At 43.0% G+C, this 26,079-nt stretch carries 21 protein-coding genes and 2 riboswitches; of the genes, 18 read left to right on the top strand and 3 right to left on the bottom strand.

What is annotated here, in order from left to right:
* The first annotated feature begins 318 nt into the window (after positions 1-318).
* Complete coding sequence (locus tag KOL94_RS20055; RefSeq protein WP_221568445.1) at positions 319-897, top strand: PepSY domain-containing protein; 579 nt, start codon at positions 319-321, stop codon at positions 895-897.
* A gap of 447 nt (positions 898-1,344) precedes the next feature.
* Here KOL94_RS20055 and ade read toward each other — a convergent pair whose 3' ends face one another.
* Positions 1,345-3,084 (bottom strand): adenine deaminase, encoded by a 1,740-nt coding sequence (gene ade / locus KOL94_RS20060; RefSeq protein ID WP_221568446.1) that lies wholly within the window; start codon positions 3,082-3,084, stop codon positions 1,345-1,347.
* Between the two features lie 199 nt (positions 3,085-3,283).
* Positions 3,284-3,385, bottom strand: a riboswitch (purine riboswitch).
* Between the two features lie 416 nt (positions 3,386-3,801).
* Here ade and KOL94_RS20065 point away from each other — a divergent pair.
* The 7 genes from KOL94_RS20065 (at position 3,802) to KOL94_RS20095 (ending at position 13,949) form a co-directional block, all read left to right on the top strand.
* On the top strand, positions 3,802-6,858 hold the full coding sequence (locus tag KOL94_RS20065) for an efflux RND transporter permease subunit (RefSeq protein WP_221568447.1): 3,057 nt from the start codon (positions 3,802-3,804) through the stop codon (positions 6,856-6,858).
* Positions 6,859-7,020: 162 nt separating this feature from the next.
* Positions 7,021-8,019: a LacI family DNA-binding transcriptional regulator gene (locus KOL94_RS20070; RefSeq protein WP_221568448.1), complete on the top strand. Its 999-nt coding sequence runs from the start codon at positions 7,021-7,023 to the stop codon at positions 8,017-8,019.
* Between the two features lie 62 nt (positions 8,020-8,081).
* On the top strand, positions 8,082-9,512 hold the full coding sequence (locus KOL94_RS20075; RefSeq protein ID WP_221568449.1) for an aldehyde dehydrogenase family protein: 1,431 nt from the start codon (positions 8,082-8,084) through the stop codon (positions 9,510-9,512).
* 15 nt (positions 9,513-9,527) lie between these two features.
* Positions 9,528-10,019 carry a hypothetical protein gene (locus KOL94_RS20080; protein WP_221568450.1) on the top strand — a complete coding sequence of 164 codons (492 nt, stop codon included), beginning with the start codon at positions 9,528-9,530 and terminating at the stop codon, positions 10,017-10,019.
* A 107-nt stretch (positions 10,020-10,126) separates the two neighbouring features.
* Positions 10,127-11,623 (top strand): sodium:solute symporter family protein, encoded by a 1,497-nt coding sequence (locus KOL94_RS20085; protein WP_221568451.1) that lies wholly within the window; start codon positions 10,127-10,129, stop codon positions 11,621-11,623.
* 33 nt (positions 11,624-11,656) lie between these two features.
* Positions 11,657-12,832 (top strand): iron-containing alcohol dehydrogenase, encoded by a 1,176-nt coding sequence (locus tag KOL94_RS20090; RefSeq protein ID WP_221568452.1) that lies wholly within the window; start codon positions 11,657-11,659, stop codon positions 12,830-12,832.
* 58 nt (positions 12,833-12,890) lie between these two features.
* Complete coding sequence (locus tag KOL94_RS20095) at positions 12,891-13,949, top strand: tartrate dehydrogenase (protein WP_260412557.1); 1,059 nt, start codon at positions 12,891-12,893, stop codon at positions 13,947-13,949.
* A 232-nt stretch (positions 13,950-14,181) separates the two neighbouring features.
* Here the strand turns inward: KOL94_RS20095 and KOL94_RS20100 are convergent, their stop codons facing one another.
* Positions 14,182-14,880, bottom strand: a complete 699-nt coding sequence (locus KOL94_RS20100) for a DUF1287 domain-containing protein (RefSeq protein WP_221568454.1) — start codon at positions 14,878-14,880, stop codon at positions 14,182-14,184.
* Between the two features lie 255 nt (positions 14,881-15,135).
* Between KOL94_RS20100 and KOL94_RS20105 the strand changes: the two genes are divergently transcribed.
* The 10 genes from KOL94_RS20105 (at position 15,136) to KOL94_RS20150 (ending at position 24,306) form a co-directional block, all read left to right on the top strand.
* Positions 15,136-16,341 carry a S8 family peptidase gene (locus KOL94_RS20105; protein ID WP_221568455.1) on the top strand — a complete coding sequence of 402 codons (1,206 nt, stop codon included), beginning with the start codon at positions 15,136-15,138 and terminating at the stop codon, positions 16,339-16,341.
* Positions 16,342-16,637: 296 nt separating this feature from the next.
* A complete protein-coding gene (locus tag KOL94_RS20110) occupies positions 16,638-16,898 on the top strand; it encodes a hypothetical protein (protein WP_221568456.1) in 261 nt (86 codons plus the stop codon).
* A gap of 320 nt (positions 16,899-17,218) precedes the next feature.
* Complete coding sequence (locus tag KOL94_RS20115; protein WP_221568457.1) at positions 17,219-17,422, top strand: hypothetical protein; 204 nt, start codon at positions 17,219-17,221, stop codon at positions 17,420-17,422.
* Positions 17,416-17,751: a hypothetical protein gene (locus tag KOL94_RS20120; protein ID WP_221568458.1), complete on the top strand. Its 336-nt coding sequence runs from the start codon at positions 17,416-17,418 to the stop codon at positions 17,749-17,751. The genes KOL94_RS20115 and KOL94_RS20120 overlap by 7 nt, the downstream gene beginning before the upstream one ends.
* Before the next feature lie 70 nt (positions 17,752-17,821).
* Entirely contained in the window at positions 17,822-19,096 is a 1,275-nt protein-coding gene (locus KOL94_RS20125) for an ATP-binding protein (protein ID WP_260412558.1), read from the top strand.
* Between the two features lie 179 nt (positions 19,097-19,275).
* Positions 19,276-19,992: a Na-translocating system protein MpsC family protein gene (locus KOL94_RS20130; RefSeq protein WP_221568459.1), complete on the top strand. Its 717-nt coding sequence runs from the start codon at positions 19,276-19,278 to the stop codon at positions 19,990-19,992.
* Between the two features lie 181 nt (positions 19,993-20,173).
* Entirely contained in the window at positions 20,174-20,365 is a 192-nt protein-coding gene (locus KOL94_RS20135) for a hypothetical protein (RefSeq protein ID WP_221568460.1), read from the top strand.
* A 609-nt stretch (positions 20,366-20,974) separates the two neighbouring features.
* Positions 20,975-23,266: an ATP-dependent DNA helicase gene (locus KOL94_RS20140; RefSeq protein WP_221568461.1), complete on the top strand. Its 2,292-nt coding sequence runs from the start codon at positions 20,975-20,977 to the stop codon at positions 23,264-23,266.
* Between the two features lie 71 nt (positions 23,267-23,337).
* The gene (locus KOL94_RS20145; RefSeq protein ID WP_221568462.1) at positions 23,338-23,505 is read left to right on the top strand and encodes a hypothetical protein; all 168 of its coding nucleotides are present in this window, start codon (positions 23,338-23,340) and stop codon (positions 23,503-23,505) included.
* A gap of 211 nt (positions 23,506-23,716) precedes the next feature.
* Positions 23,717-23,800: riboswitch (cyclic di-GMP riboswitch) on the top strand.
* A 29-nt stretch (positions 23,801-23,829) separates the two neighbouring features.
* Positions 23,830-24,306, top strand: coding sequence for a hypothetical protein (locus KOL94_RS20150; protein WP_221568463.1), 477 nt, complete (start codon positions 23,830-23,832; stop codon positions 24,304-24,306).
* 150 nt (positions 24,307-24,456) lie between these two features.
* On the opposite strand, the gene KOL94_RS20155 is transcribed toward KOL94_RS20150, so the two are convergent.
* Positions 24,457-25,866, bottom strand: coding sequence for an alanine/glycine:cation symporter family protein (locus tag KOL94_RS20155; RefSeq protein WP_221568605.1), 1,410 nt, complete (start codon positions 25,864-25,866; stop codon positions 24,457-24,459).
* Positions 25,867-26,079: the final 213 nt, after the last annotated feature.

Raw genomic sequence — 26,079 nt, forward strand, 5'->3', positions numbered from 1 at the left:
TTTATGGATAAATACCATCCTATAACCCCTTAATTATTCTGTTTTTTTCCATTATCGGATAAAAACATCGATTTTTTGAGAGACCATCGCATCCTTAACAGCCTCTTTCTAGACTAGGGTTTACCACGGTGCCTACATCGGTGCCAGGTACACTTTCAAAAGTGTTGGGGCGCAAGGAGTTTACATCGGTGCCAGGCACCGATTTGTCCTCGATGCAGTACTAATTGAATTCTCATCGTTTTCTAATGTTCTCTTCCTTTTGTTCTAATCCTGAGTGGATATTATGTAACTGTACAACAAATACAGGAGGAATGAGAAATGAAGAAAAAGATCATCATGTTTACATTGGCAGGGACGTTGGCAATCGGTGGAGTTGGAGCTGTGAAAGCGATGGATGATGACGAAGTTCAGGAAACTAAGAAAGTAGTGCTTGCAAATGAAGGTGAAAAAGGCTCCCAAAGTGAGATGATTTCCCTGTCTGAAGCGGAGGAAATCGCGCTGAAAGAAGTAGAGGGCAAAGTGGATGAAGTTGAGTTTGAAGAAGAGCATGGACAGCAAGTCTACAAAGTCGATGTGGAAGGTAAAGATGATCATGAAGTGCATATCGATGCTTCCACGGGCAAGGTTCTAACAGTTAAAAAGGATGACGGTGACGATGACGATCGGGATGATTTGAGTTCAGCTGATAAGGAAAATTTGATTGGTAAGGATGAAGCCATCAAAATTGCGTTAAAAGAGGCGGCTGGAAAAGTCACAGAAGTGGAACTGGATGAAGATGATGGCCAATATGTGTATGAAATTGAAATCAAGATGGCCGATAAGGGAGAAGCAGACATAGAGATTTCAGCAACCGACGGGAAAGTAATTGAAACAGAAATCGATCGTGATGATGACTAAGGGTACAATTTACAACTAGGTTCTATATACACAGTTAAAACGCAGGCGATTTCACACAAGAAATCACTTGCGTTTCTTCTTGATCTTAAATATTCTGCGGTGAAAGCGGAACAGGCGAGCAAGCAAGGAAAACATATAAAGGGATCTTTGATTAAATACCCCCACGTCTTGTGGCGAACATCGAAGTTAGTACATCCTTTACAAGATTGGGACGGAAATTCGTAAACACTAACAGAATGGTTAAGAAAACCATTATTCGTAATTGGTAGTCTTTTGTGATCATTCATTAAAAAATTTTTAAAATTGTGTATTATTATTAAAGGATAGTGTTTTATCATGAATTACAGCAAATAACGCCTCTGGTGTCCTCTATTTTTTAAGAATATGGAGTTTTTTAGCGAATAAGGTCTCCTGTGTCCGCTAAGGTTTGGATTTGCCTGATTTATGTTAAGGGCTTACTTCGATGTGCTGAAAAGCTTTGACATCGAATAGACCTAGATCAGTCAATTTCAAGGCTGGTATGACGGGCAAGGTTAGAAATGAAAGGGTCAAAAATGGATTGAATCCACCATTGAAACCAAGATCAGCAAGTCCTTTCTTCAATTGTTGAAGCCCAGCGGCAATCGAACGGAAACCTCGATCAGACATCAAACCAGCAATCGGAAGGGAAAGTGAGGCGAGTATTTCTCCATTTTTGACGATGACCAGTCCGCCATTCATCTCTCCCAGGGTTTTCACTGCGAGCAGGAGATCTTCATCATTCATTCCCGTAGCGACGATATTATGCGAATCATGGGCGATGGTCGTTGCAATCGCTCCATTTTCGAAACCGAATCCTTTTATGATCCCTAATCCAACATTCCCCGTATTTTTATGTCTTTCAACGACGACTAATTTTTGCTGATCCATTTTCCTAGAAGGGACAAATACGCCGTTTTCAGCTACGACGGTTTCTTGCAGGTGATTGGTCATCAATTGATTCGGTATGATTCCGATGATGTTCGCCGATCCTGTCTTCGCGATCGTAATTTGCAGATCTTTCTTCTCGAGTTCTGGAACTTTTACAGTATTCAGCAACTTTTGTCCTGGATTTTCCTTCTTTACTAGACTCCCGACATACTCACCATCCCGTGCCACGAGCTGTCCAGATTTATAGACTTCTTTTATATTGATTGAACCCAACTCATCTAACAGTAGAAAATCAGCCTCATAACCTGGTGCGATGGCGCCTTTCTGCCTAAATCCATAGCATTCCGCGGCGTTCAGGGAGGCCATCTGGATAGCAATCAGAGGATCTAACCCATACCGGATCGCTGAACGGACATTATAGTCGATGCTTCCTTCCTGAATGAGATCATCCAGGTGTTTATCATCTGTGCAGAATAGGCAGCGCCGTGCATTGTTATGGTTGACGACCGGTATCAGCGATTTCAAATCTTTTGCTATGGACCCTTCACGGATCAAGAGATACATGCCACGTCTTAAACGTTCTTTAGCATCCTCAACCGTATTGCACTCATGATCTGTTTTAATTCCCGCTGCCTTGTAGACATTGATGGCGTCAGGATCCAATCCGGCGAGATGGCCATCCATCTGCATGCTGTATTTTGAAGTCATAGTGATTTTATCAATCATCGAGTCAGCAGCTGTCCGCAATGAAGGATAGTCCATTACTTCTGCTAATCCGAGGACATTCGGATGGTTATAAAAAGGCTCTAGGTCAGACGCTGTCAACTCTGCCCCTGAGTTCTCTACTGATGTTGCCGGAACACAGGAAGGGAGCATGAAATAGACATCCAATGGTATGTTCTTAGAATTGTCCAGCATGAAGTTGATTCCATCCGTTCCTGATACATTTGCGATTTCGTGAGGGTCTGTAATGACAGTTGTCACACCATGGGGAAGGGCGACTTTACTGAATTCAGCAGGTGTCACCATGGAAGACTCGATATGGACATGTCCATCGATGAAAGAAGGACAGACATAACGGTTTTCAGCATCAATGATCTGTTCCCCCTTAAACGTACCAATTCCGATGAACATCCCGTCAACAATCGCGAGGTCCCCTTTGATAATCTCAAGGTTGAAGACATCGATGATACGACCGTTTTTAATGACGGTATCGGCTGGTGTCTCTCCACTTGCTACTGCAATCCATTTCTTCAACTGCTCTTTAGTCTGGCTCATATTTTTCCCTCCCTAGAAAATAGACTTTTTATAGAATATCTCTTCATACGATATTTGTGAAACTCCTGCGTTTCGCTCGCGAAAAGGGAGTGATTTTTGCAGAAATCAATTTAAGAATAAAAGAGCCCAAAATAAAAAAGCCTAGATTCACCTAGGGTTTGACATAGAGAAGGATAATCGGAGGTTTATACGTACACAAGTAACTCCTATTTTTTCTCGTAGTCAAACCATTTACGGTAGTTTGGTAGAAACTTTTGGACCATATCTCCAACATTATACGAGTGGATCAGTTAATAATATTTTGTTTTTAAAATAATTAGTATACATTCTATATGCCGCTAGGAAGGCGTGTCAACACTAATCAAAGATGTTCGTAATTTCAAACAAGGCATATTTAAACTAAACTGGACAGGTTTCTTGTCAAAAAAAGAAAGAGGACTATAGCCTGATCCCTCCGACCCGTTTCGGTTTAGAGCTGTATAATTAAAAGGAATTTTCGGAGAATGCATTTTCCCGACAAGTCCTGTAAACGCTTGTCGTTGTTGTGTTTTGGAGTTCTGTACTGGCAGGCTCTTTTTCTTTTAAATAAAAATTGGAAAGAATATCTTAATTTTCCCTTAAATATACTACTTATTGTTGTTTGTGTAATACAAAAGTATTACAATAGAGCTTATTAATGGAAAAAAATGAAAAATGCAAGGGTTTGGGGGAGAATACATGAGGTTGCTGCAGTTATTATTGAAACGTAAGATCATCGTTGCATTGTTATTCGTTTTTGTACTTATTACTGGAAGTTTCGCAACGATCAAGCTGGATAAAGAGTTGATGCCGCCTGTTGACTTCGATGGAGCGTTCATTGATGTCATGGCTGGAGAGATGAATGCTTCTGAAGTGGAGCGGCTGATTACGAATCCGGTTGAACAAAGGCTTTCGGGTATTGAGGGAGTCGAGGAAGTCAATTCGACGACCAACATCGGAAGAGCGAGTCTTCAGATGACATTTGAAAGCGGCCGTGGGGATGAAGTGTATCGCGAAGTCGAATCAGCGGTGAACTCTATGAAACCGGAATTGACTGGTGCTGAAGAAATCCTTACCTATAAGATGTCTACGAATCAACCATTTGAATATTACATGGATCTTTCTGATGGTCCGATGGAAGAAATGACGTTGTTTGCAAAGGAAACCCTTAAGCCGCGTCTTGAGGCGTTGCCGGAAGTCCGTGAAGTGACTTTCATGGGTCTTGAAGAGAACGAAGTATTGATTGAGCTGGATCGTGATAAATTACTAGAATACCAGCTGGATCCGTCACAGATTCTAGGAATCATCCAAAATGAAAATGCCGAGGCTTCCCTCGGTGCTTTTTCTGAGGAAGAGAGTCAGCCGACACTCCGCTGGGACACTACTTTCACGAATGTGGAGGATCTGGAGAAACTACGTATTCCAACGGCTAACGGGGTTGAAACGTTGGATACGTTTGCAGATATCAAGGTTCAACCTATCGAGAATACTTCTTCCGTTTGGAAAGAAGGATCGAATGAATTTGTTTTTATACAAGTAGGGCGTGTCTCTGATGTCACTCAAATTGAAATGACGGAAGCGATCCGTGCAGAGGTTGCAGATATCCGAGAAGAGGGTCTGGTGCAAGGCTTTGAAATGAATGAAGTCATCGCTTTATCAGATTATGTGGAGGAATCCATCAGTGGTGTCACGGACAATATTATCATCGGAGCAATTGTCGCACTTGCGATCCTATTGTTGTTCCTGCGTAACATCAGAGCGACGGTCATCATCGGCCTGTCCATACCGACGTCGATCCTACTGACATTTTTATCAATGTGGCTGTTGGATTACAGCTTCAACATGCTCAGCCTGATCGCACTCGGTTTAGGAATCGGAATGATGGTTGACTCTTCAATCGTCATACTAGAATCGATCTACAGCAAGAAAGAGCAGGGATTAGAGAATGTGCAAGCCGTATTGCAAGGGACCAGAGAGGTTGCGACAGCTGTTTTTGCATCGATGCTGACGACCATCGTCGTGTTCTTGCCAATAGGCTTGATGGGTGGAGAAGTCGGTAAATTCATGATCATTCTTTCTGTGGTCATTGCTGTAACCTTGATAAGTTCCGTCCTCATTGCCTTTACACTTATTCCGACTCTTTCTGAGAACTTTTTACGATTGAAAAAGAAAAAAGAGAATCAAAAAGAAAATCTGCTCATAAGAAAATATGGAAGTACAGTCGCGTGGATGGCGAAGAAAAAACGCAACCGCTTTGGGATGATCGGTTTGTTTTTGGTCGTGCTTATCGGATCATTGCTCTTGGTGACAAAGATACCTATGACGATCATGCCGGATGTCCTCAACCGTTATGCTGAATTGGCGATCAATCTTGAACCAGGCGTTGATCTAGATGATCGCAGGGCAATCGTGGAAGAGATGAATGACCGGTTGTCTGCTGTTCAAGATGTGGAGAGCCATTACGTGATTGATAATGGGAATATGTTCTTTGCCCCGATCAACATGACCAAAGGTGACGAAATAACTCGAGAGCAGAAGGAAGTTAATGAGGACATTTTGAAAACCCTTCGCGAAATGACTGAAGATTTTCCGATTAAAAGTGTCGATAATGCAATGTCGGCTGGTGGAGGATCTCCGGTACAGATTAATGTAAAAGGGGAAAATTTTGAAGAGCTCGCGTTGATTTCGGAAGATTTGAAGAAGGAATTGAGCGAAATTGAAGGGATTGTCGCTGTTACAAGTACCAATGAACGACAATCTCAAGAGCAACAAATTCTGTTGAAGGAAGATGCGATAGAAGAAGATGGATTGACGTCTCAGCAGCTCAAACAATCGATCCAGCAATTATCGATGGAAATGCCGGTCGGTGAGATGGATAGTGGTGGCGAAATGATCCCGATCAAATTGGCGATCGATGAAAAGCTAACGACTGAAGCGGATCTGCTTGACTTGGAGATTCCAACACCTGTCGGAATGGAGAAACTTTCAAAATATGTAGAATTTGAGACGGTTGGAGTACCTAATCAGATTTCGCATGTGGATGGAGAACGTTTTGTCACGATCCAGGCGGATATTGAAGGGCGCGATCTAGGATCCATCAATCGTGACGTGCAAAAAGTGATCGAGTCCTATGATTCGTCTTCAGGATATACCGTAGCCGCTGCTGGAGATTTAGAACAACAGCAGGAATTGATTCAAGAGATGGTTATGATCCTGGCTATTGCGATTTTCTTAGTGTATGTGGTCATGGCGATCCAGTTCAACAATCTTGCGCACCCGCTTGTCGTCATGTCAGTGATTCCAATGACGGTTGTAGGTGTCATCCTCGGCTTGTTCATTACACAGAGCGAGCTGAGTACGATGTCGGGCATGGGAATCATCATGCTCATCGGAATTGTGTTGAACAATGCAATTTTGCTGATTGATCGTACGAAACAGTTGCGGAATGCAGGGTATAATGCGGCTGAAGCCCTTGTTGAGGCTGGTAAAAATCGTATGCGTCCAATCTTCATGACGACCTTGACGACAGCTGGGGCAATGATGCCGTTAGCGTTTGAGACAGGGGCTTCTGGCGGGTATCAGGCGCCGCTTGCAATCGTCGTCATTTCAGGCTTATTGTTTGCTACGATGATTACACTCGTCTTGATCCCAGCTGTTTACATGTTGTACAGCGACATCGGAAGAGGGTTCAAACGAATCTTCAGAAGGAAAAAGAAACATAAGAAAAAGGAAGAATCTGTAGAACAAGCAAGCTGAGGTTGTTAGAAGTGGAAACCACATCGGTCGGAATGGCCGGTGTGGTTTTTTGTTAATATGTACCACCACAAATAGTTTTCAGAAAATTGTTGACATAAAGTAATTTTTTTATTAAGGTGTTAAACAAGAAGTGATGAATACGTATTCATAGGAGAAAAGGCCATGGTCTCATCAAAAGATGTTGCAAAACGCGCTGGAGTTTCCCAGTCTACAGTATCAAGAGTTATGAATAACCCGTCAAAAGTCAGTAAAGTGGCTCGTGAAAGCGTTATTCAAGCTATGGAAGAGTTGAATTATCGACCGAATTCAGTTGCTCGCTCCCTCGTTAATAAGAAGACGAAGTCAATTGCATTAATCTCTGGTCCTTTACACAACCCATTTTTCGTGGAGACGACCACTTCAATTGTCAATTATGCTAAGAGACATGGTTATCATACGAACGTGCATTTCGAGAATTATGGGGATAATATGTCTGTATATAAAGACGTTCTAAGTCACCAGGTTGATGGAATCATTCTTTCTTCCATTTTCTATGATGATCCCATTTTTGAAGAGTTGCAAAAGCTTGATATTCCATCTATGATGTTCAATCGTAAACATCGTAAAGGCGGGCATTATGTCGAGATTGATAACATTGTTGCCGGAAAGATGGCGACTGAACACCTATTGGAACTTGGACATAGAGACATTGCTTGGATTGGCGGAGGTTTGAAAACGTCGACTTTCCACGGTAGGTACAAAGGGTACCATGATGCCCTTAGTGCACGAGGAATTGAAGTGCCCGATCATTTTATCCAAGTGACAGACACAACAGCTGAAGAAATCCAGCGTGCATTGGAGTCAATGCTAGCTAGAAAACGTCGTCCAACTGCCATTTTTGCTGCTACGGATTCGATTGCTATTTTCATTCTTGACTACCTTCATGAAAAAGGTTATTCCGTCCCAGAAGATATCAGTTTGATCGGAATGGATAATATCGAATGGAGCTCCCATAAAAGTTTCAATTTGACGACAGTGGGACCTAAAAGTTCAGAAAACCTTGGTCAATTAGCGATTGAAAACCTATTAGATTTAATGGAGTTAGAAGAAATTCAAAAAGAAATCAATATTACGATTCAACCAGAGTTGTATATCAGAGAGACAACAAAGGAACTTACCTAGTTCGTTCTCTCTTTTTTCAGAAATTATGAATACGTATTCATGAAGTGTGGAGGAGAAAACATATGAAAAAAGGCTTGTTTATTGCTGGTAAAGAAGTTGTGCCTACGAATACGTATGCAGTCATTCAGTCGCATACAGAAGAAGAAATCGCTCAAGTGGCAGATGCTACAGAGCAGGAAATGAAGGAAGCTATTGATAGTGCCCATGATGCTTTCATTAAAATGAAAGCGCTGACAATGGATGAACGTGCTGAAATTCTTTATAAAGCTGCTGAATTACTGGAAGAAGAAAAAGAAGAATTTGCCAGAGTTATTGCGTTAGAAGCCTGTAAGCCGATTACTGCCGCAAGAGGTGAAATCGACCGCTCCGTTCAAACTTTACGTTTTTCTGGAGAAGAGGCGAAGCAAATTGCTGGAGAATATATTCCACTTGATGCGGCAAAAGGAGGTGAAGGACGCGACGCTTACACGATCTATGAACCGATCGGTGTTGTTGGAGCAATCACACCATTCAATTTTCCGCTTAATCTAGTCGTTCATAAAGTCGGACCAGCGCTTGCTTCTGGGAACACAATCATTGTAAAGCCAGCAGAGCAAACACCGCTTTCAAGCTTGATGTTAGCTGAACTGTTTACAAAGGCTGGCTTGCCTGATGGTGCTTTCAATGTTGTTCCAGGTGAAGGTCCTAAGCTCGGAAAAGTGATGCTCGATGATGTCCGTGTCCAAAAAGTCTCTTTCACAGGCAGCCCTCAAGTGGGGAAGCTGATCAAGAGTCAAGCTGGATTGAAGCGGGTGACGCTTGAACTTGGAAGTAATTCTGCCTTGTATGTGGATGCTTCTGTAAAGGATTCACTTGAGCAAATAGCTGAAAAGGCAGTTACTGGTGCATTCATCTACAATGGTCAAGTTTGTATCAGCACTCAACGGATTTATGTACATGAAGATGTGTTTGAAGCTTTTAAACAATCTTTTGTTGAGAAAACGAATAAGGTGACTTTCGGCGATCCGCTTGATGAAAAGACGATGGTGACCAGCTTGATCAACCAAAAATCACAAGAACGTATTCTAAGTTGGATTGATGAAGCAATTGAAAATGGAGCGACTCTTTTGACGGGAGGAGAGAGAAAAGCCAATGGTATTCTTCCGACAGTTTTAACAGGTATCCAATCATCTGACAAGGTGTCCTGCCAGGAGATTTTCGGACCAGTCGTGGTTTTACAACCAGTCGAAAATCATGAGGAAGCTCTTCACTTGATGAACGAAAGTGATTTTGGGCTAAATGCAGGGGTTTTCACAAACAACTTGCAACAGGCACTGAAGATAGCTCATGGTCTTGATGTCGGGCAAGTGCTTGTCAACGACGTTCCTACGACCAGATTCGATCATATGCCATATGGCGGAGTGAAGGACTCGGGGTATGGCCATGAAGGCATCAAATACGCCATCAAAGAAATGACACGGCTTAAGATGATCAGCTTAAACTACCGCTTTTAAATTGAGGTGATAAAAATGAAAGCGATACCAATTCGTAACAGGCGAACAACTAACCCTAGAGAGCTATTACTCTATTATCCGTACCTTTTCTCAAAGTGGAATGTGGAATACAAGCCGTTCATCGGCCGTAAAAAGACTGACCTTCGGTTCCTGATGACCAACCTTGTAAAAGGGGAAACTTCTATATTGGATCAGCGTCTTGAGACGGAAGAGACTGAGATCGACCCTGAAATCATCCTTTCCCAGAAATGGACGCAGAACAAAGCACTAAAGGAAGGACATGAATTTCTAAGAAGGCATTACATTCATAAAATCCGCTCGTGGAGTGTCCCGAGAATCAACCAGGTTGAATCTTTTCTGATCTACTTGTCTTACGAGATTTATCTGGAGGAGGTGAAGAAAAAGCCTCAACTGGTACTCTATGAATCTATTTCGGAACAAATTGATAGGGTTGATCGCTATCCTGAAATTCAAAAATTCTTAAAAACAAGGGGTGTATGTTCATGACGTTTCTATATATTATGGCGACTCTCATTTTAGGTACTTGGGGTGTCATGGCATTTATTTTATTCAAAACAAATCTATTGGATGACAAAGAGTGAGGTGTGTAGGGTATGGAAAATTCTATTGTAATGTACTCCTGGATTCTGATGTCTGTCTTTTTACTCGGCATGGTCCTTTTCGGATATTTTGGCATGAAGAAAACGAAAAACTCGGATGACTTTGCGACTGCCCGTTCGAGTTATGGCCCATTGACGGTCGCGCTTGTAATTGCTGCCGGTGTTTCGAGTGGGTCCACATTTATGGGGATGCCGGGACTTGCTTATGATCTAGGAACACCAAGTCTTTGGTACCCACTTTTATATCCGATTGCAACGGTGTTCGGGATGTTGTTTGTTGCAAAAGCGATCAAACGTTATGGGGATGAATTTGGAACACGTACAATCCCTGAGTTTTTAGGAGATCGATTTAATAGTGAATTTTTGCGGATTGTATTGACAATCATTTCAATTCTATTGATTTTTTATGTCGTATCCCAGTTTGTTGCAGCTGCAACGATGTTCCAGACAATGATGGGTGTAAAATATGAAGTTGGCCTTTTCATCACGGGTATCGTCCTTGCCGTATATGTATTCATGGGCGGGTCACACTCGGATATCATGACTGATGCAGTGCAAGGATTTTTAATGGTGATAACGGCAATTGTCGTTTTAGGATGTTTCCTGTTTAGTGTCGGTGTTGAGGGGAACTTCAACGATATGGTCCAGCTTATTAAAGAGCGTAATCCTACTGGAGCGTTTGATCAGCTCTTTTTACCAGGGGATAAAACGTATGGAGCTTTTTGGCTTGTAGCGCTCCTATTTGTAGCCCACTTGCCATTCAGTGTCCTACCTCACCTTGGGAATAAATTCATGGCGGTCCGCTCGAACAAAGAAATGAAGAAGCTTATCATGTGGTGCACGATTTTCGCAACAATCTTGCCATTGATGGGGCTTGGTGGAATGTTAGGTATTGCTGTTATAGATCCTGGGGCAAATATTGCACCAGACCAAATCATCCCGGTACTCTTCAGTGAGATTTTCCCGCCGTTTGTAGCTGCATTTTTTGCGGTTGCAGTCTTATCTGCGGTCATGTCCACATCAGATGGTTTGATTGTTTCGTTGACCCAATTACTGGCTAATGACTTATACCGTAAGACGATAGTCCCCCGTATCAACATTTCGAAAGAAAAAGCTGAAAGGAACGAGTTGTTGATCAGCCGATATTCAACTTTCTTAGTGATCGCCGCAGGTATTTTGTTCGCTTGGTCACCGCCTAAATTCTTATCTGTATTCATGTGGATTGGAATCGGTGGAATTGTATCTGCAACTGCAGGGCCGCTGATCGTAGGAGCACTCTGGAAACGTGCTACAAAGAAAGGGGCAATCTTTTCATTGCTGGCAGGTACGTTGACTTATTGGTTCGTTTATTTGCCATTCGGACTTAACTTTACAAACCCATTCGGTGCAGCAGGGCTTGGAGTTCTTGTCGGAATGATTACCATGTTTGCATATACGAAACTAGCAACACCTGTGGTTTCAGAAGAAAATGATGAGCGGCTTACTGGATAAATAGATTTAGATAATAAATTTGGAGGAGATACCATGCATTCATTCGTTTCACCCCTGACATTGATAACAGGAGAAGGATCTGTCAAGAACGTAACTGAGATCGTTCATAAGTTTAAAGCCCAAAAAGTGATGATTTTTGCAGATCCTGTCGTTGTTGAGGTAGGACTTTCTCAAGGGGTTGAAGAAGTACTGGAAAGAGAAGGTGTAGAGTACTCCCTTTATACTGAAATCCAACCAGAACCACCTTTAAATGTGGGGGATAATGCAGTAAATGCGGTACGTGAATTTGGTGCAGACCTTGTCATCGGGATCGGTGGCGGAAGTTGTCTCGATATCACAAAAGCGGCTTCTGTACTTGCAAAAAATGGAGGGACTGTTAAGGAGTATTTGAATTTAACAGGTACGAAAACATTAAGTGACCGTGGATTACCTAAAGTATTGATCCCTACGACTGCCGGTACTGGAGCAGAAATTACCGATATCGCTGTATTCTCATTAGAAGATACGAAAGATGTAATTACACATGAGTTTTTACTTGCAGATGTCGCGATTATCGATCCTGAGTTGACCTATACGTTACCATCAAGGGTGACTGCTTCAAGCGGGGTTGATGCATTGACACACGCAATTGAAGCTTATGTCTCAGTAAACGCGACAGACCTTACAGATGCGCTCTCGCTTGAAGCGATTCGGAAAATAACGAAAAACCTCCGAACTGCAGTATGGCATGGCTCTAATAAAGAAGCCCGGCGGGAAATGGCCTGGGGAAGCATGATCGCAGGGTTAAGCTTTTATAATGCTGGAGTAGCAGGGGTTCATGCATTGGCATACCCGCTCGGTGGTTTGTTCAAAATTCCGCATGGTGAATCTAATGCGGTTTTACTACCTTATGTTTTCGATTATATTTGGCCAGCATGTTTACCCAAAATGAAAGTGTTGGCTCATGAGTTCGGTCTACCGACGAAAGAAAAAAGTGATCGGGAGTTAGCGGTTTCTGTAGTAAAAGCGTTGCAAGATCTAGTAAAAGATGTTGGGCTTCCAACGACACTTAAAGAATACGGTATCAAAGAGAGTGATTTAGATACACTTGCGAAAAATGGAATCGAGCAGAAACGCCTTCTTGTAAGAAGTCCGAAAAAATACACGTTAGAAGCGACAAGAGATGTTTATAGAGCAGCCTTTAAGGGTGAGCTTAAGCTTGGTCAGTAATTTTTTATGTTGAGGCCCCTATTTTTGGGGTTTCTTTATTTACATAGGAGGGCTTGTGATGAAAACGTATGAGATCGGCGTTGTTCCGGGCGATGGGATCGGGACTGAGGTCATGCCTGGAACGTTAGACGTATTGGATACATTGGCTGAGGTGCACGGTGGCTTCAAATTCAAATACAGCCATTATCCATGGAGCTGTGAATATTATCTCGAACATGGTGAGATGATGCCTGAGGACGGATTGGAACGATTGTCACAGCATAATGCGGTTTTCCTAGGTGCTGTCGGGAATCCGAAGCTGGTTCCGGATCATGTGTCGCTTTGGGGTCTTTTGATCAAAGTACGGCGGGAATTCGAGCAAGTGATCAATGTCAGACCAGCCAAACAATTACCTGGCATTGAGTCTCCTCTTAAGAATCCGGACGGTTTTGATTTTGTTATTGTCCGGGAGAACAGTGAAGGGGAATACAGTGAGGTTGGCGGTACGATTCACCGTGGTGAAGATGAAATTGCGATCCAGAATAATATCTTTACGAAAAAAGGGACGGAGCGTGTGTTGCGGTTTGCGTTCGAGCTGGCGAAACAGCGGCGAGGAAAGCTCACGAGTGCGACGAAGTCCAATGGAATCGTACATTCTATGCCATTCTGGGACAGGACTGTAAAAGAGGTGGCAGAGAATTATCCTGATATTGAGATGGAATCCTCACATATCGATGCTTTATCAGCTTTTTTTGTTACGAAGCCAGCGTCTTTTGATGTGATTGCCGCAAGCAATCTGTTTGGGGATATCCTTAGTGATATCGGTGCTGCAATAATGGGAAGCATTGGTGTTGCACCAGCAGCGAACATCAACTTGAACGGAAAATATCCATCTATGTTCGAACCTGTACATGGATCGGCTCCGGATATCGTAGGGAAAGGAATCGCAAATCCGATCGGGCAAATCTGGACCGGAAAAATGATGCTAGAGCATTTGGGTGAGAAAAAAGCAGCGAATTATCTTTTGAAGGCTGTGGAAGACGTTCTGGCAGATGGTATCAAAACCCCGGATTTGAAAGGGAATGCGACAACTACCGATGTCATCAGCGAAATCAAAACGCGTATAACTGGATTGTAAAATGTGAGAGGGTGGTCATAGGCCGTCCTCTTTTTGATGGAGAGGCTGTGTCGAAAAAAGAAAGCAGACTATAGTCGTTCTCCAGACGATATTTGTCAGATCAAGCTTGTCCAAATCCTGTGCTATCATCCAGTTCGGTGCCTGGCACCGAAACGGATTCCTTGTGGCAGAAGGAGTTTCAAATGGTGCCAGGCACCGGCTGAAAGAATGGCTGAAGACACCGCCTAATAGGTTAGTAGTTCCACCTGTAGTGTCCGGCGATCGGTGTTCTGAAGGAAGAGAGCTTTACTTCAGCTGCAAAAGGTTGATTGTTGTGAATGACATAAGGGGTGCCGTCTTTGGCACGTTTGTCGGAAATGATGGCGACATGGTGGAAACCGTCCAGGAATAAGACGATATCACCCGGCTGCCACTGCTTCAAGTTCTCAATATCACCAGGTATCAGTTCGGTCGTCAACGCTTCTGCAAAGCGTTCGAAGTAGACGAATTGATTCGGTACCCTTCGAAAATCGATATTCGGGTCTGGGACGTTATTCACCCTTGGATATAGATCTGTATGTTCAGCAATATCTTTGTCCATCAGTTCTTTTAATGGGATACCCGCACCGACTAACCCACGCCAAATCACATCAGTACACACACCTTCATCCTCCGGCGGATAACCGCCTGCATAATACGCACTTTTATATTTCGTACGCTGTTCAACTTCTTTCCGGGCAGCATTCACGATATCGATCGGATCTTCTACGCCATTGTTATTTGCATCCACTGCGGAATGATTTTGCGGTACAACAAGCGTTTTAGAAAAAGGATGATCGAAATGTACACCGAGAGAATCTAGAATAATTCCGCCCCTGAAAAAGAGAGCGAAAGAAAGAATGCCAATGATTATAATTCCTGAAATGAGACCGACTCTTTTTAATACCTTCAATTATCACACCCCCTGTTTTTACATAAATATCCTTATCTAGATTATAAATCAAATTATTGTAAAAAGGAGAGTTTCCAAACTTTTTTACATTAGTTGGATTTAAAAAGTAACTATTCTTTTTATATTGGGAAAATAGTCCCCGTATACCTCCGATTTTACCACTCATATTACTTGGTATTTCCCAATAACGGTTTCGCAGGATTTTACACATTTTGACTGAATTTGTTTATGAATACTTTTTTAGGGAGGAATAGGATGAAATTCAAAAAGTTAGCTACACTGTCACTCGCTGCGTCAATGGCACTCTTTCCAATGGTAGGGGAGGCTGCAGTCAGTGATCAGCTGGAAGCGCCAGAAAAGTCGAATGTCGTCAATGTCTCTGATGAAGCAGGAAAGTATGTAAAAGGGGAAGTCATCGTCAAGTTTAAAGACAAGGCTTCGAAATCTGCTCAAAACAGTGCGCTGAGCAAAATCGGAGTAAAAGAAGTAGCTGATGATGACGCTGTAAAATCTGACTTCAAAGTTTTAAAAGTAGGAAATGTTGAAGCGGCTGTCAAAGCGCTCGAGAAAAATCCAAATGTTGAGTACGCTGAGCCGAACTACTCTTTCAAAGTGAACTGGACACCGAATGATACGTATTATAGTGGTTATCAGTATGGACCACAAAACACAGATACACCAAGAGCCTGGGATATTGCTAGAGGAAGCAGCAATCAAGAAATCGCCGTACTTGATACAGGAGTCGATTACAACCATCCGGACTTGGACGGTAAAACGATTCGCGGATACGATTTTGTCGACAATGATTGGACACCGATGGATCTGAACGGGCATGGAACGCACGTTGCAGGAACGGCTGCTGCTGAAACGAACAATTCCCGAGGGGTAGCAGGTATGGCTCCGAACACTGACATTCTTGCAGTACGTGTTTTAGATGCAAATGGAAGCGGTTCACTTGCGGATATCGCAGATGGCATTCGTTACGCGGCTGATGCTGGAGCAGAGGTTATCAATCTATCATTAGGATGTAACTGTGATACACAAACACTTGAAGATGCGGTCAACTATGCTTGGAACAGAGGCTCTGTGATTATTGCTGCGGCTGGTAACGATGGCGTGAGCACGACTTTTGAGCCGGCTTCTTATGCGAATGTCATCGCGGTTGCTGCTGTTGACCGTTATGACAACTTAGCATCTTTCTCTAACTATGGTTCTTGGGTAGATGTAGCGGCACCTGGTGTGGATATTGCGTCTACATATCCGAATAACGGTTATGTATACTTATCCGGTACGTCAATGGCATCTCCACATGTTGCTGGTCTTGCAGGTTTATTGGCAGGACAAGGTCGAAGCAATTCGCAAATCCGTGCGGCGATCGAGAATACAGCTGACAATATCAACGGTACAGGTTATTATTTCGCACATGGAAGAATTAACTCTTACGATGCTGTAAGATACTAGAATACAAGCTTAATCAATATTTTCTAAAGGTCTTATCCATTACGGGTAAGGCCTTTTACTTGTCTCTTTTTTTCCTCGGGCGATCCGCAAGGTCCTTGCTTGTTGCTCGATGCAGAGTGTTACTAGGAGCGTTTTCCCGCAGGAATATCGTAAAATTCCTTTTAAGATCCTCTATTAAAGTGAAAAATCCATTTATGTCTATGAAAAATTTCTATGAATCTAGTCGATTGACCGTTACGGAATCTTCCAATCTCAATATACTAGTATTACTCCTAGTAAAAAGGAGGCTAATATTAATGAGTCTTGAAAATCGTGAAAAAGAAATAAGAGCAGCAATCGATGCTGCTGTTGACGCAGCAATGGCAGCTTTGAAAGAAGGTGGGCCATCTGCTGCAGCAGTAGCGATTCGAGAAAAAGACTTAGCAGCTGCCTTGTCTGTTGCAATTGGAGATGACCCAACGGCAACAGCGATAGCGACTGCCATCAACAACGTTTTCGAAGAATATCGATTACCGATCCGAACACTTACACCACCTCCCCCTATTCAATTTCCATAGCCTGAGATTGACCTCGTGAAAGATTTCGTTGAATTTGCATTTCCGTTTTCTCTAGTAATCGAATCCTATTTTCATGAAAAGAAAGGCTGGTTTTGCACCTCATCCGTTATGTAAATGAATCAATAGGATTTTTTTATTAGAGCCGGACAAGCGCTGTTTTTCCTATTGAAGACAGTGATCCTAGTTTCGGTCAAGGAAGTAATCGATGCATGAAAATTTTGCGGCACAATTGCAGTCGTAAACAGGTGTACAGGGTGGTTCAATACGCGGACTACACCGTGTACGCACTAACACTTTCTATTTTTAAAGGAGGTGAAAAAATGGGATTATTTAACAACAATAACAACGCTGTCATGGGTGCACAAAATGGTAACAACAATGACGATGATCGCAAAAAGCGTGCAGTAGCATTTGCTAAAGCTAAGCGTGATAAAGCTGTCGCTTTTGCAGCAACAGGCGTAGATATTAAGCGTCTGCTTGAAGCAATTGGTGGCGTAGAAGATGATAATGACAAAGATTGCTAATCATAGCAATAAATAAGAGTACCAGCAATCTGCTGGTACTTTTTATTATTAGAAGTACATCGGTGCCAGGCACCATTTCAGAAGCATTGGGGGAGAAGGAGTTCACATCGGTGCCAGGCACCATTTCAGAAGCATTGGGGGAGAAGGAGTTCACATTGGTGCCAGGCACCATTTCAGAAGCATTGGGGGAGAAGGAGTTCACCCCGGTGCCAGGCACCATTCCAGAATTGTTGGGGGAGAAGGGATTCACATTGGTGCCAGGCACCGCAATGGGCACCGCAGCGGGTTATTTGGGTATTTTTTCGTGGTTTTCTTTGAAAATAATGTAAATGTTTTTTGGGATTGAAGAGGAAAACTATTTCATGTGTCGTATTATTAGTATGGATGTCCTGATTATCTATGGAGGTAAAAATGCTTGCTGAAAAGCTATTGCTGCATGTTTTAATTTTCCTTGCTCCTGTTCTTATATATGGTGTTCTGTTCCAAAAACGTCGCATCGATCAATCTCCTTACTGTTATGGACTATTACATGGTGTTGCGGCGCTTCTTTGTTTGGTTTTCGCACATTACGACTATGGACTTTATTGGGATTTTCGTTATGTTCCGCTCGTCTTGGCATGCTTGTATGGCGGGCCGATTTCTGGTGGAATCGTATTAGGTTTTATCTTACTTACAAGGACATTCCTTGGTGGAGATGCATTGTTGTTCGGTTACATAAGTATAATAACGGCAGCGCTCCTTCCCTTCCTTTTTACAAAAAGATTCATGAATTATAAACCTAAGAAACGGGTCAGAATGGCGATTCTCATCGGTACTTGGCCTGCTTTAGTCATGCTTGGCATCCTATTAGCATTCATGAATACCCAAGGGTTTTCGAGCAATCAAGAGATTCTCATAAACATTTTCCTGTTCGGTACCATCCAGATCATTGGGATCGGTTTTGCTGCTATGTTAAACGAAATGGTTATCGAGCGCCATATCATGAAACAGGAAATCCAGCGTTCTGAAAAATTGAATACGCTAGGTGAACTGGCAGCATCGATCGCTCATGAGGTCCGTAATCCGCTTACTGTCGTCAAAGGCTTTCTTCAAATGATGAAAGCCGAAAAGAAAGGCGAGGGCTATGAGTATATTCCCCTTGTTCTAAGTGAACTGGGACGAGCCGAGGCAATCATCAACGATTATTTGAACTTTGCAAAACCTGAATTCAAGAAAATCGAAACGTTCCGCTTATCTGACGTCATTTATGAAGTGATGTTTTTGATGGAAGGTCTTGCAGTCAAACATGGTGTTGAGCTCGTAAATGAATTCGACTCCAATTGTCTTATAAAAACAGATCGTAACCAGCTTAAGCAAGCCCTGGTGAACTTTGTCAAGAATGCGATCGAAGCGACAGGTGAAGGGGATACGGTAACAATCGAGGTGAAGTCCTCTGGAAACTTTGTGATTGTAAAAGTGACCGATACTGGAAAAGGCATGGATAAAGAGCAGCTGGATCGGATCGGAACCCTATTTTACACGACTAAAGATAAAGGAACAGGTCTAGGGACCACTGTTTCACTTAGAATCATTCAATCAATGAACGGAAAAGTGAGCTACAAAAGTGAACTGGATGTCGGTACTGAAGTTACAGTCTCTCTTCCAATCGAGAGTCCGAAACTGAATGTCCAATAAAGGTGGTTTCTGATTGTAAAAAACAGGGTATCTAATGTATGTAGAAAGTCCCGGTTATTAACTGCATGATTTGGTGAAAAAGCAAGAATGAGAGTACTAAATAAGGACTTTTCATAAATTCATTCTCAACGCTTTTCAAATCTGCACTTAGCCATTACACTATAGAAAGGATGGAGGATATGAAGCTTCCGTCTTCAGATGAACATACGCATACATTGGATATCAATGAAAAACAAAGTGAGATTTCCAGTTACGTAGGGAAAGTGCTTCGTGATAATTTTGGTAAAGGACCAGGATCTGTTTACGTTTCGATTTCCGATCAATTTGTCGTGATTTATGTAAAGGACTTTTTGTCTCCGATGGAACGTGTCCTATACAGCGGGAATCAGCATAAGACGGTCGAAAAGACGCGTAGTTTCTTGATGGATACAATCAGTGCGGAGATCAGATCCTACATTAAACTGATTACGAAGCTTGAAATCGAGAATTTGTATTATGACTGGTCGCTTGAAAACCAATCAGGAGTCTTCCTTGGCGTCGGTTCAGGTCCGATCAACGTAGATGCTGCTTATTCCGGAAAAAATGAAGTACATGATGCAGTCATTCGGATGAGTAAAAAAGTCGAAAAAGAACCAGCAGTAATCCGGTCAACCCGTATCAATTCGCGGACGCTCATCGTCGTACGTGACGGAATTCTAGTTGAAATCGAGAAACAGTTGATCCGCGATGGGCAAGAAGTGGCCCTTCGGAACGCAAAAGGGAAGCTTGAAAAGAGCATGTTGAATTTGGATCAAATCAATTCGCACATAGAAGGCGAAATATCTGAAGTATTCATAGATTGGGATTTTGATATCGATCGCAGTTTTCTTGTGATGATCGTCAACCCTGATTCATAGAGTAGGTGGAAATGAGCTAGACATTAGAGCTAGACATAAGCCGAAGAGGAGATGTTCCTTTTCGGCTTTTTTGCGTCCAAAAAAAGACTTTGGAAGGGAGAGAATGGGTTTGAGCACGATGAATAAACTTCATGAGAAGAATCCAAAAGCGTAGATTTTTACTATCCGGAAGGGGGATAAAATGGCGAAATTCTTAATCGATCACAAACATAAAAAAATTCACCGCAGTGCATACGTTGGCGATAAATGTGATCTCCCTCAGATTCCACTAAATGAAAGATCAGGTGAAAAGAAGGCTGAAAAGGTTGAACTGTTGAAAGGTAAAGGATACAAACAATGTCCACATTGTTATGACGGACCGACGTTCATATAGCGTAGCGCGGAAAGACTAGGTGTATATAGGGGTTATACACTTGGTCTTTTATTAGTTTTTGGCTTTGTTAAAGAATGATGTTGATTTCTTCGAAATTCACTCCCTTTCCGCGGGCGAACCGTGAGCCTCCTCACGAACTTGGACAGTTCGTTGCGGGGTCTCACTTGGCTCGCAGTTCCCGCAGGAGTGTCGTGAATTTCGTTCAAAATCAACAACGAAGATTAACAAGCCTTCTAAAAGGAATGATAATTATTTCACTAAAATCAACAATGTAGACTAACAAAGCCTAGTTTTTAAGTGGCACGGCACTCCTGTGAAAGCCTGACGGACCAAAGTAAGGAAGCTTCCAGATCACCCGAGACTCTTGATGACTTTAACGGACACGAGAGACCTTATTTACCTGAAATTATAGAAAATCTACTGTATTTTTCACAAATAACGGCTCTGGTGTCCGCTAATTCTTTAAAAGCCCCCTTTTTGTCACAAATAACGGCTCTGGTGTCCGCTAATCTACTTTCTAATTGCAACACGCCCCTTTTGCGAACGTGTGTTTTCAAGTAAACTAAGGGTATAGCTATATACGAAAAAAGAGTTAGATCAGGTGATTAGATGTCTAAAAAGGTCCGTCTTTCCGTCAGGCCGTTGGTTGAATATGTGTACCGGAGCGGCAGTATCGATAATCGTTTCCGTTCTTCGAGTTCGATGACCGACGGTACGATCGCACATCAAAAAATTCAAAAGACCTATGCAGAGTCCGACCAAAAAGAAGTCTATCTGAAAACGCAGATTGAGTTCAAAGGGCTCTCTTTTGTCGTGGATGGAAGGTGTGACGGACTTCTCAAGAACGGGGATGAGATCATAATCGATGAAATCAAGTCGACGCGAGGCGATCTGTCTGACATCACTGAAGAGACGAACCCTGTCCACTGGGCACAGGCGAAGTTTTACGCATATATGTACGCTCGTGAGCATGAACTTGAAAAAATGAAAGTCCAGCTGACGTATGTCCATGTCGAGACGGAGGAAAAGAAACAGTTCACCGAAGATTATACCTACAGCGAACTTGAAAGCTACATAATGAGTGTCGTGGGAAGATTCGAGCCCTTTGCTCGGCTGCTTCTTGGGCATAAAGAAAAAAGAAACAACAGCATAAAAGAACTGGATTTCCCATTTGACGAATACAGAGCTGGTCAACGGAAGTTTGCCGGAGCAGTCTATAAATCAATCGCAGATAAAGAAGATCTGTTCGCTAACGCACCAACTGGTACCGGAAAAACGGTCTCGACGATCTTTCCGACCGTAAAAGCAATCGGGGAAGGGCATCTCGAGCGGTTCTTCTATCTGACTGCAAAAACGATCACCCGCACCGCAGCGGAGGAGACGCTCGCACTTATGAAAGACAAAGGTCTGCATATGAGCTCTGTGACGATCACTGCAAAGGACAAGGTTTGTTTCAAGGAAAAGACGATCTGCCAAAAGGACTATTGTGAGTTTGCCGACGGGTATTATGACCGGGTCAACGATGGGATCATGGACATTTTAGCGAACGAAACGTTGATGGACCGCACTACCATTGAAAATTATGCACGGAAACACAAGCTGTGCCCATTCGAATTTTCGCTCGATGTTGCCTATACTTCTGATATGATCATCGGAGACTACAATTACATTTTCGATCCGCGGATTTCGCTGAAACGTTTTGTCGAGGAGCAAAGAAAAAAGACGGTCCTGCTGGTAGATGAAGCGCACAATCTTGTGGATCGGGCTCGGGGAATGTTCTCAGCTGAGCTTTTCAAGTCGCCGTTTTTGCAATTGAAGCGCGCTTTTAAGACGGAAAACAAAGGCGTATTTGAGACGGCGAAAGCAATTAATGATCACTTGTTGATGTTAAAAAAGCAATGCGGAGACACGCGTCAGATGGAGCTGGAAAAACTTCCGGATGATTTGCTTGGATTGATGGAGGCTTTCGTGACGGAGGCGGAAAAAGAACTGCTTGAGCAGAAGGAAAGCGAAGTACAGGAACAGCTTCTGGAAGCTTATTTTAACGCGAAAAATTTTGTGCGGATTTCGGAATTTTATGATGAACGTTACGTGACGTACCTTGAATATGGAAAAAGTGAAGTGTACATCAAGATGCTCTGTCTTGACCCGTCGCACTTGCTGCAGCTGTTCGGAAAAGGATATCGGTCGAAGATTTATTTTTCAGCGACGTTATCTCCGCTCCCGTATTTCAAAGATATGCTTGGGGCAGAGGAGGGCGATTACTCGATATCGATTCCGTCGCCGTTCGCAAAAGAAAATGCAGACGTGTTCATCCATCCGTTATCGACGCGGTATCGCGACCGTGACCGCTCTGTTGCACCGATTTTGACGATGATGAAAAATCTCGTTGAAACGAGGCCTGGCAACTATCTCTTCTTTTTCCCGTCATATGCCTACATGCAGATGGTTTACGAACAGTTCGAGGAAGAGGACTGGGGCTATGATGCGATTGTGCAGAACAGCGGGATGGCTGAAGAGGAGCGTGAGGAATTCCTGGCAAAATTTGAAGCAGGAAAGGACACGACGCTGATCGGGTTTGCGGTGATGGGCGGAATTTTTTCAGAAGGTGTCGATTTAAAAGGAGATCGCCTGAACGGCGTCGTCGTTGTGGGAGTCGGGCTACCACAGTTGAATTTTGAACGCAACATCATCAAGGAGTATTTCAACAAAAACGAGAAGAATGGCTATGACTATGCGTATGTGTTTCCCGGCATCAATAAGGTCCTTCAAGCTGGAGGCAGATTGATCCGGACAGAAGATGACTACGGTACGATCGTACTTGTTGACGATCGCTTCCTTACACCGAAATATCAAAAGCTCCTTCCCCCGGAATGGATGGATTACAAAGTGATCCGCTGAAGAATGGAGGAATTCTGCTTACTCATGTAAAAGTAGTTAAGGAGGAATGGGAGGAGGGGGGAAGAGAATAGATGCTGAATATCTTTTGGGTTTTGATTTTAGCAGGTGCAGTGTATGCTGCCTATTATGTGATCATGTACATCAAGGATATCAGAGACCTTCTCGAGGAACAGAGGGACCAGAATGAGCAGATCATCGACCTCTTAGAACAGCAGAATCCCGATCGTGAACAATGGTAGCTTGATAGATGAGCTGCCTTTTTGCATTTAAAGAAAGTATAAAATACTTTCTTCAATATAAGCGTAACTAAAGCTCAGCCTGCGCCAAAGGCTTGGCTTTGCCAAGTTTTCTTTATTTGAGAAGATAGTAGTTTGTTCCCGGTTCCGGAAAGCGTTTAATGGGCATTTGGATTCATTAACATCCTTATGTTGGAAGGTTATAATACAAAGGGAATATAGAGGGGGCTGTGAATTCGTATCTTTATTTGGGCACTTGGATGCGAAGGAGCTAGTAGTGCAACCGACCGCTTTCTAATTATCAAGTCTTAGGAAGGGGTATTTTTTATGTTTAAAAAATGGATGGATCAGAGCAAGAAAAGGACCGTTGTAATTGTTATGGCAGGGACGGTAGCTTTCGGTGCTTTCGGCGGAACGGCTTATGCGGCTTATGGGGATAGCTGGAATACCTACATCAAAAACGGAATCATCCAGTTGTACACATTGGTGTTCCCTGAAATTGAAAAAGCGACTGAAGACAAGCAGAATGAAATCATCACTAAGATCAAGGATGACATCCGTTCGAATGTCCAAATCGCGAAAAGCGAGATCGAAAAGCATAAAGAGAAACTGATCAAGGAAAACCAAAGTGAGCTGGACAAGTATTATAAAGACGTGAAAAAAGAAACAGAAGCTACAAAGAATGAGGCTGTGAAAGCTGGGAAATCGAATCTAGACGAAAAGGCAGAAGATTCTTTGACGAAAGCTAAGGGTGAAATCGATAAAGCGATTGAGGCTGAATTGAAGAAAATCGGATCGAAATAATTGGAACACAATAAGGAAGCTTACCGAAGTGACTTTTCGGTAAGCTTGTTTCCTTTTTGGTGGGTATAGGTTTGTGGATGTATATTATCCTGTCTCAATTTGTTCATTTTTTGAATTAATCTGTTCACTTCAATTACTCAGCTTAGTTCACTAACTTATATCCTTGTCACTTTGATCCGAAAATAGCTGGATCGAAGGCTTTCCCTCTTTTTTACGATAAATCCGATTGATGTAGTCATCTGTCATCGCGCGGATCTCTTTATGCAAGAAGACGAGCGGGATGATGTTACAGAGCAGGACGAATGCGAGCAGTAGATCAAGAAACTGCCAGACGAACTGCAAGCCGCCGATCGCACCTACATAAATCGCTGCGATATAGATGATTCTCATAAACTTTGATGCTTTCAATCCGAATAAGTATTCCGCCTGTTTTTCACCAAAGAAGATCAGGACACCGACCGTCGTGATGACGAAGAAGAATAGGAAGATGGCAATAAAGCTTCCGCCGAACGTTTCTCCCATCACCGTTCCAAAGGCAGTACCAATCATGTTCGGTGCGTTATCCGCACTTACTTCCGTCCAAGTTCCGGTGACGAGCACGGCGAGACCTGAAACCGTACAGATGACGATCGTATCGACGAAAACACTGAAAATCCCCCATAAAGCTTGTCGTGACGGATGATCTGTCTGGGCTGCTGCATGTGTAATCGGAGCAGTTCCGAGACCGGCTTCATTTGAGTAAAGCCCGCGTGCTATTCCCCACCGGAGGGCTTGAGCAATTCCGGCTCCCGCAAATCCTCCTGCAGCAGAAATCGGTGTGAATGCATGTGTGAATATCATTCCGAATACATTTGGCAGTGCGCCGATATGAGCGAAAATGACGATGAAAGCCCCGATCAAGTAGGTGATGACCATGAACGGAACCATTTTATCGGTCACTTTCCCGATACGTTTGATGCCTCCGAATACAACGATTGCGACTAATCCACACATGATGAGGCCGGTGATTTGTGTCGGCCATCCGAAAGCACCTTCAACTTGTGTGGTGATGGAATTGGATTGGACCATCAAACTTGGGATCGCCTCAATCATGAGGAAGAAAGCGAAGGCTGCCGCCATTTTATCCCAACCAAGTGCTTTCTTAATATAATACTGCGGACCACCGACCCATGTCCCTTTCTTGTTCTTTTCCCGATATTTCACTCCGAGCATGATCTCAGAGTATTTGGTCGCCATTCCGATCAGTGCGACCATCCACATCCAGAACAAGGCTCCAGGTCCACCGAGTGCGATGGCGACCGGTACACCAACAATGTTCGTTGCCCCAGCTGTCGAAGCGAGAGCTGATGTGAAGGCCTGGAAAGGGGTGATCGTACCTGTGTGCTTGTCTTTTTTAAAGATTTGCCCGATCGTTTGGCTTAACGCATGTCCGAAAAAACGGAATTGGAAAAAGCGTAGTCGGATCGTTAAAAAGATACCTGCGGCAATTAATAGAATGGCAAGTAAATAAGTCCATAAGAAGTTAGATACATTCGTTACCCACGTTTCGAACCAAGAAATAAGTTCCACGACAGTGCTCCCTTCGTGTTTTCTTCTATAATATCTTTTTGTTCCATACCCATTATTTCCTGATTTGAAAAGTGGAATTTGCGAAAGAGTGTTGCTGTACTATTTTCGGAAGTTGTACGATTACAGAGCAAAGTTACAATTATACGCAAAAGTTACTTGAGAACAAGCAAAATTTGCTCAGAACCTTAATTTAAAAAACTCCCT

Origin of the sequence: Alkalihalobacillus sp. TS-13 (assembly GCF_019720915.1) — a bacterium.
Taxonomy (GTDB): domain Bacteria; phylum Bacillota; class Bacilli; order Bacillales; family Fictibacillaceae; genus Pseudalkalibacillus.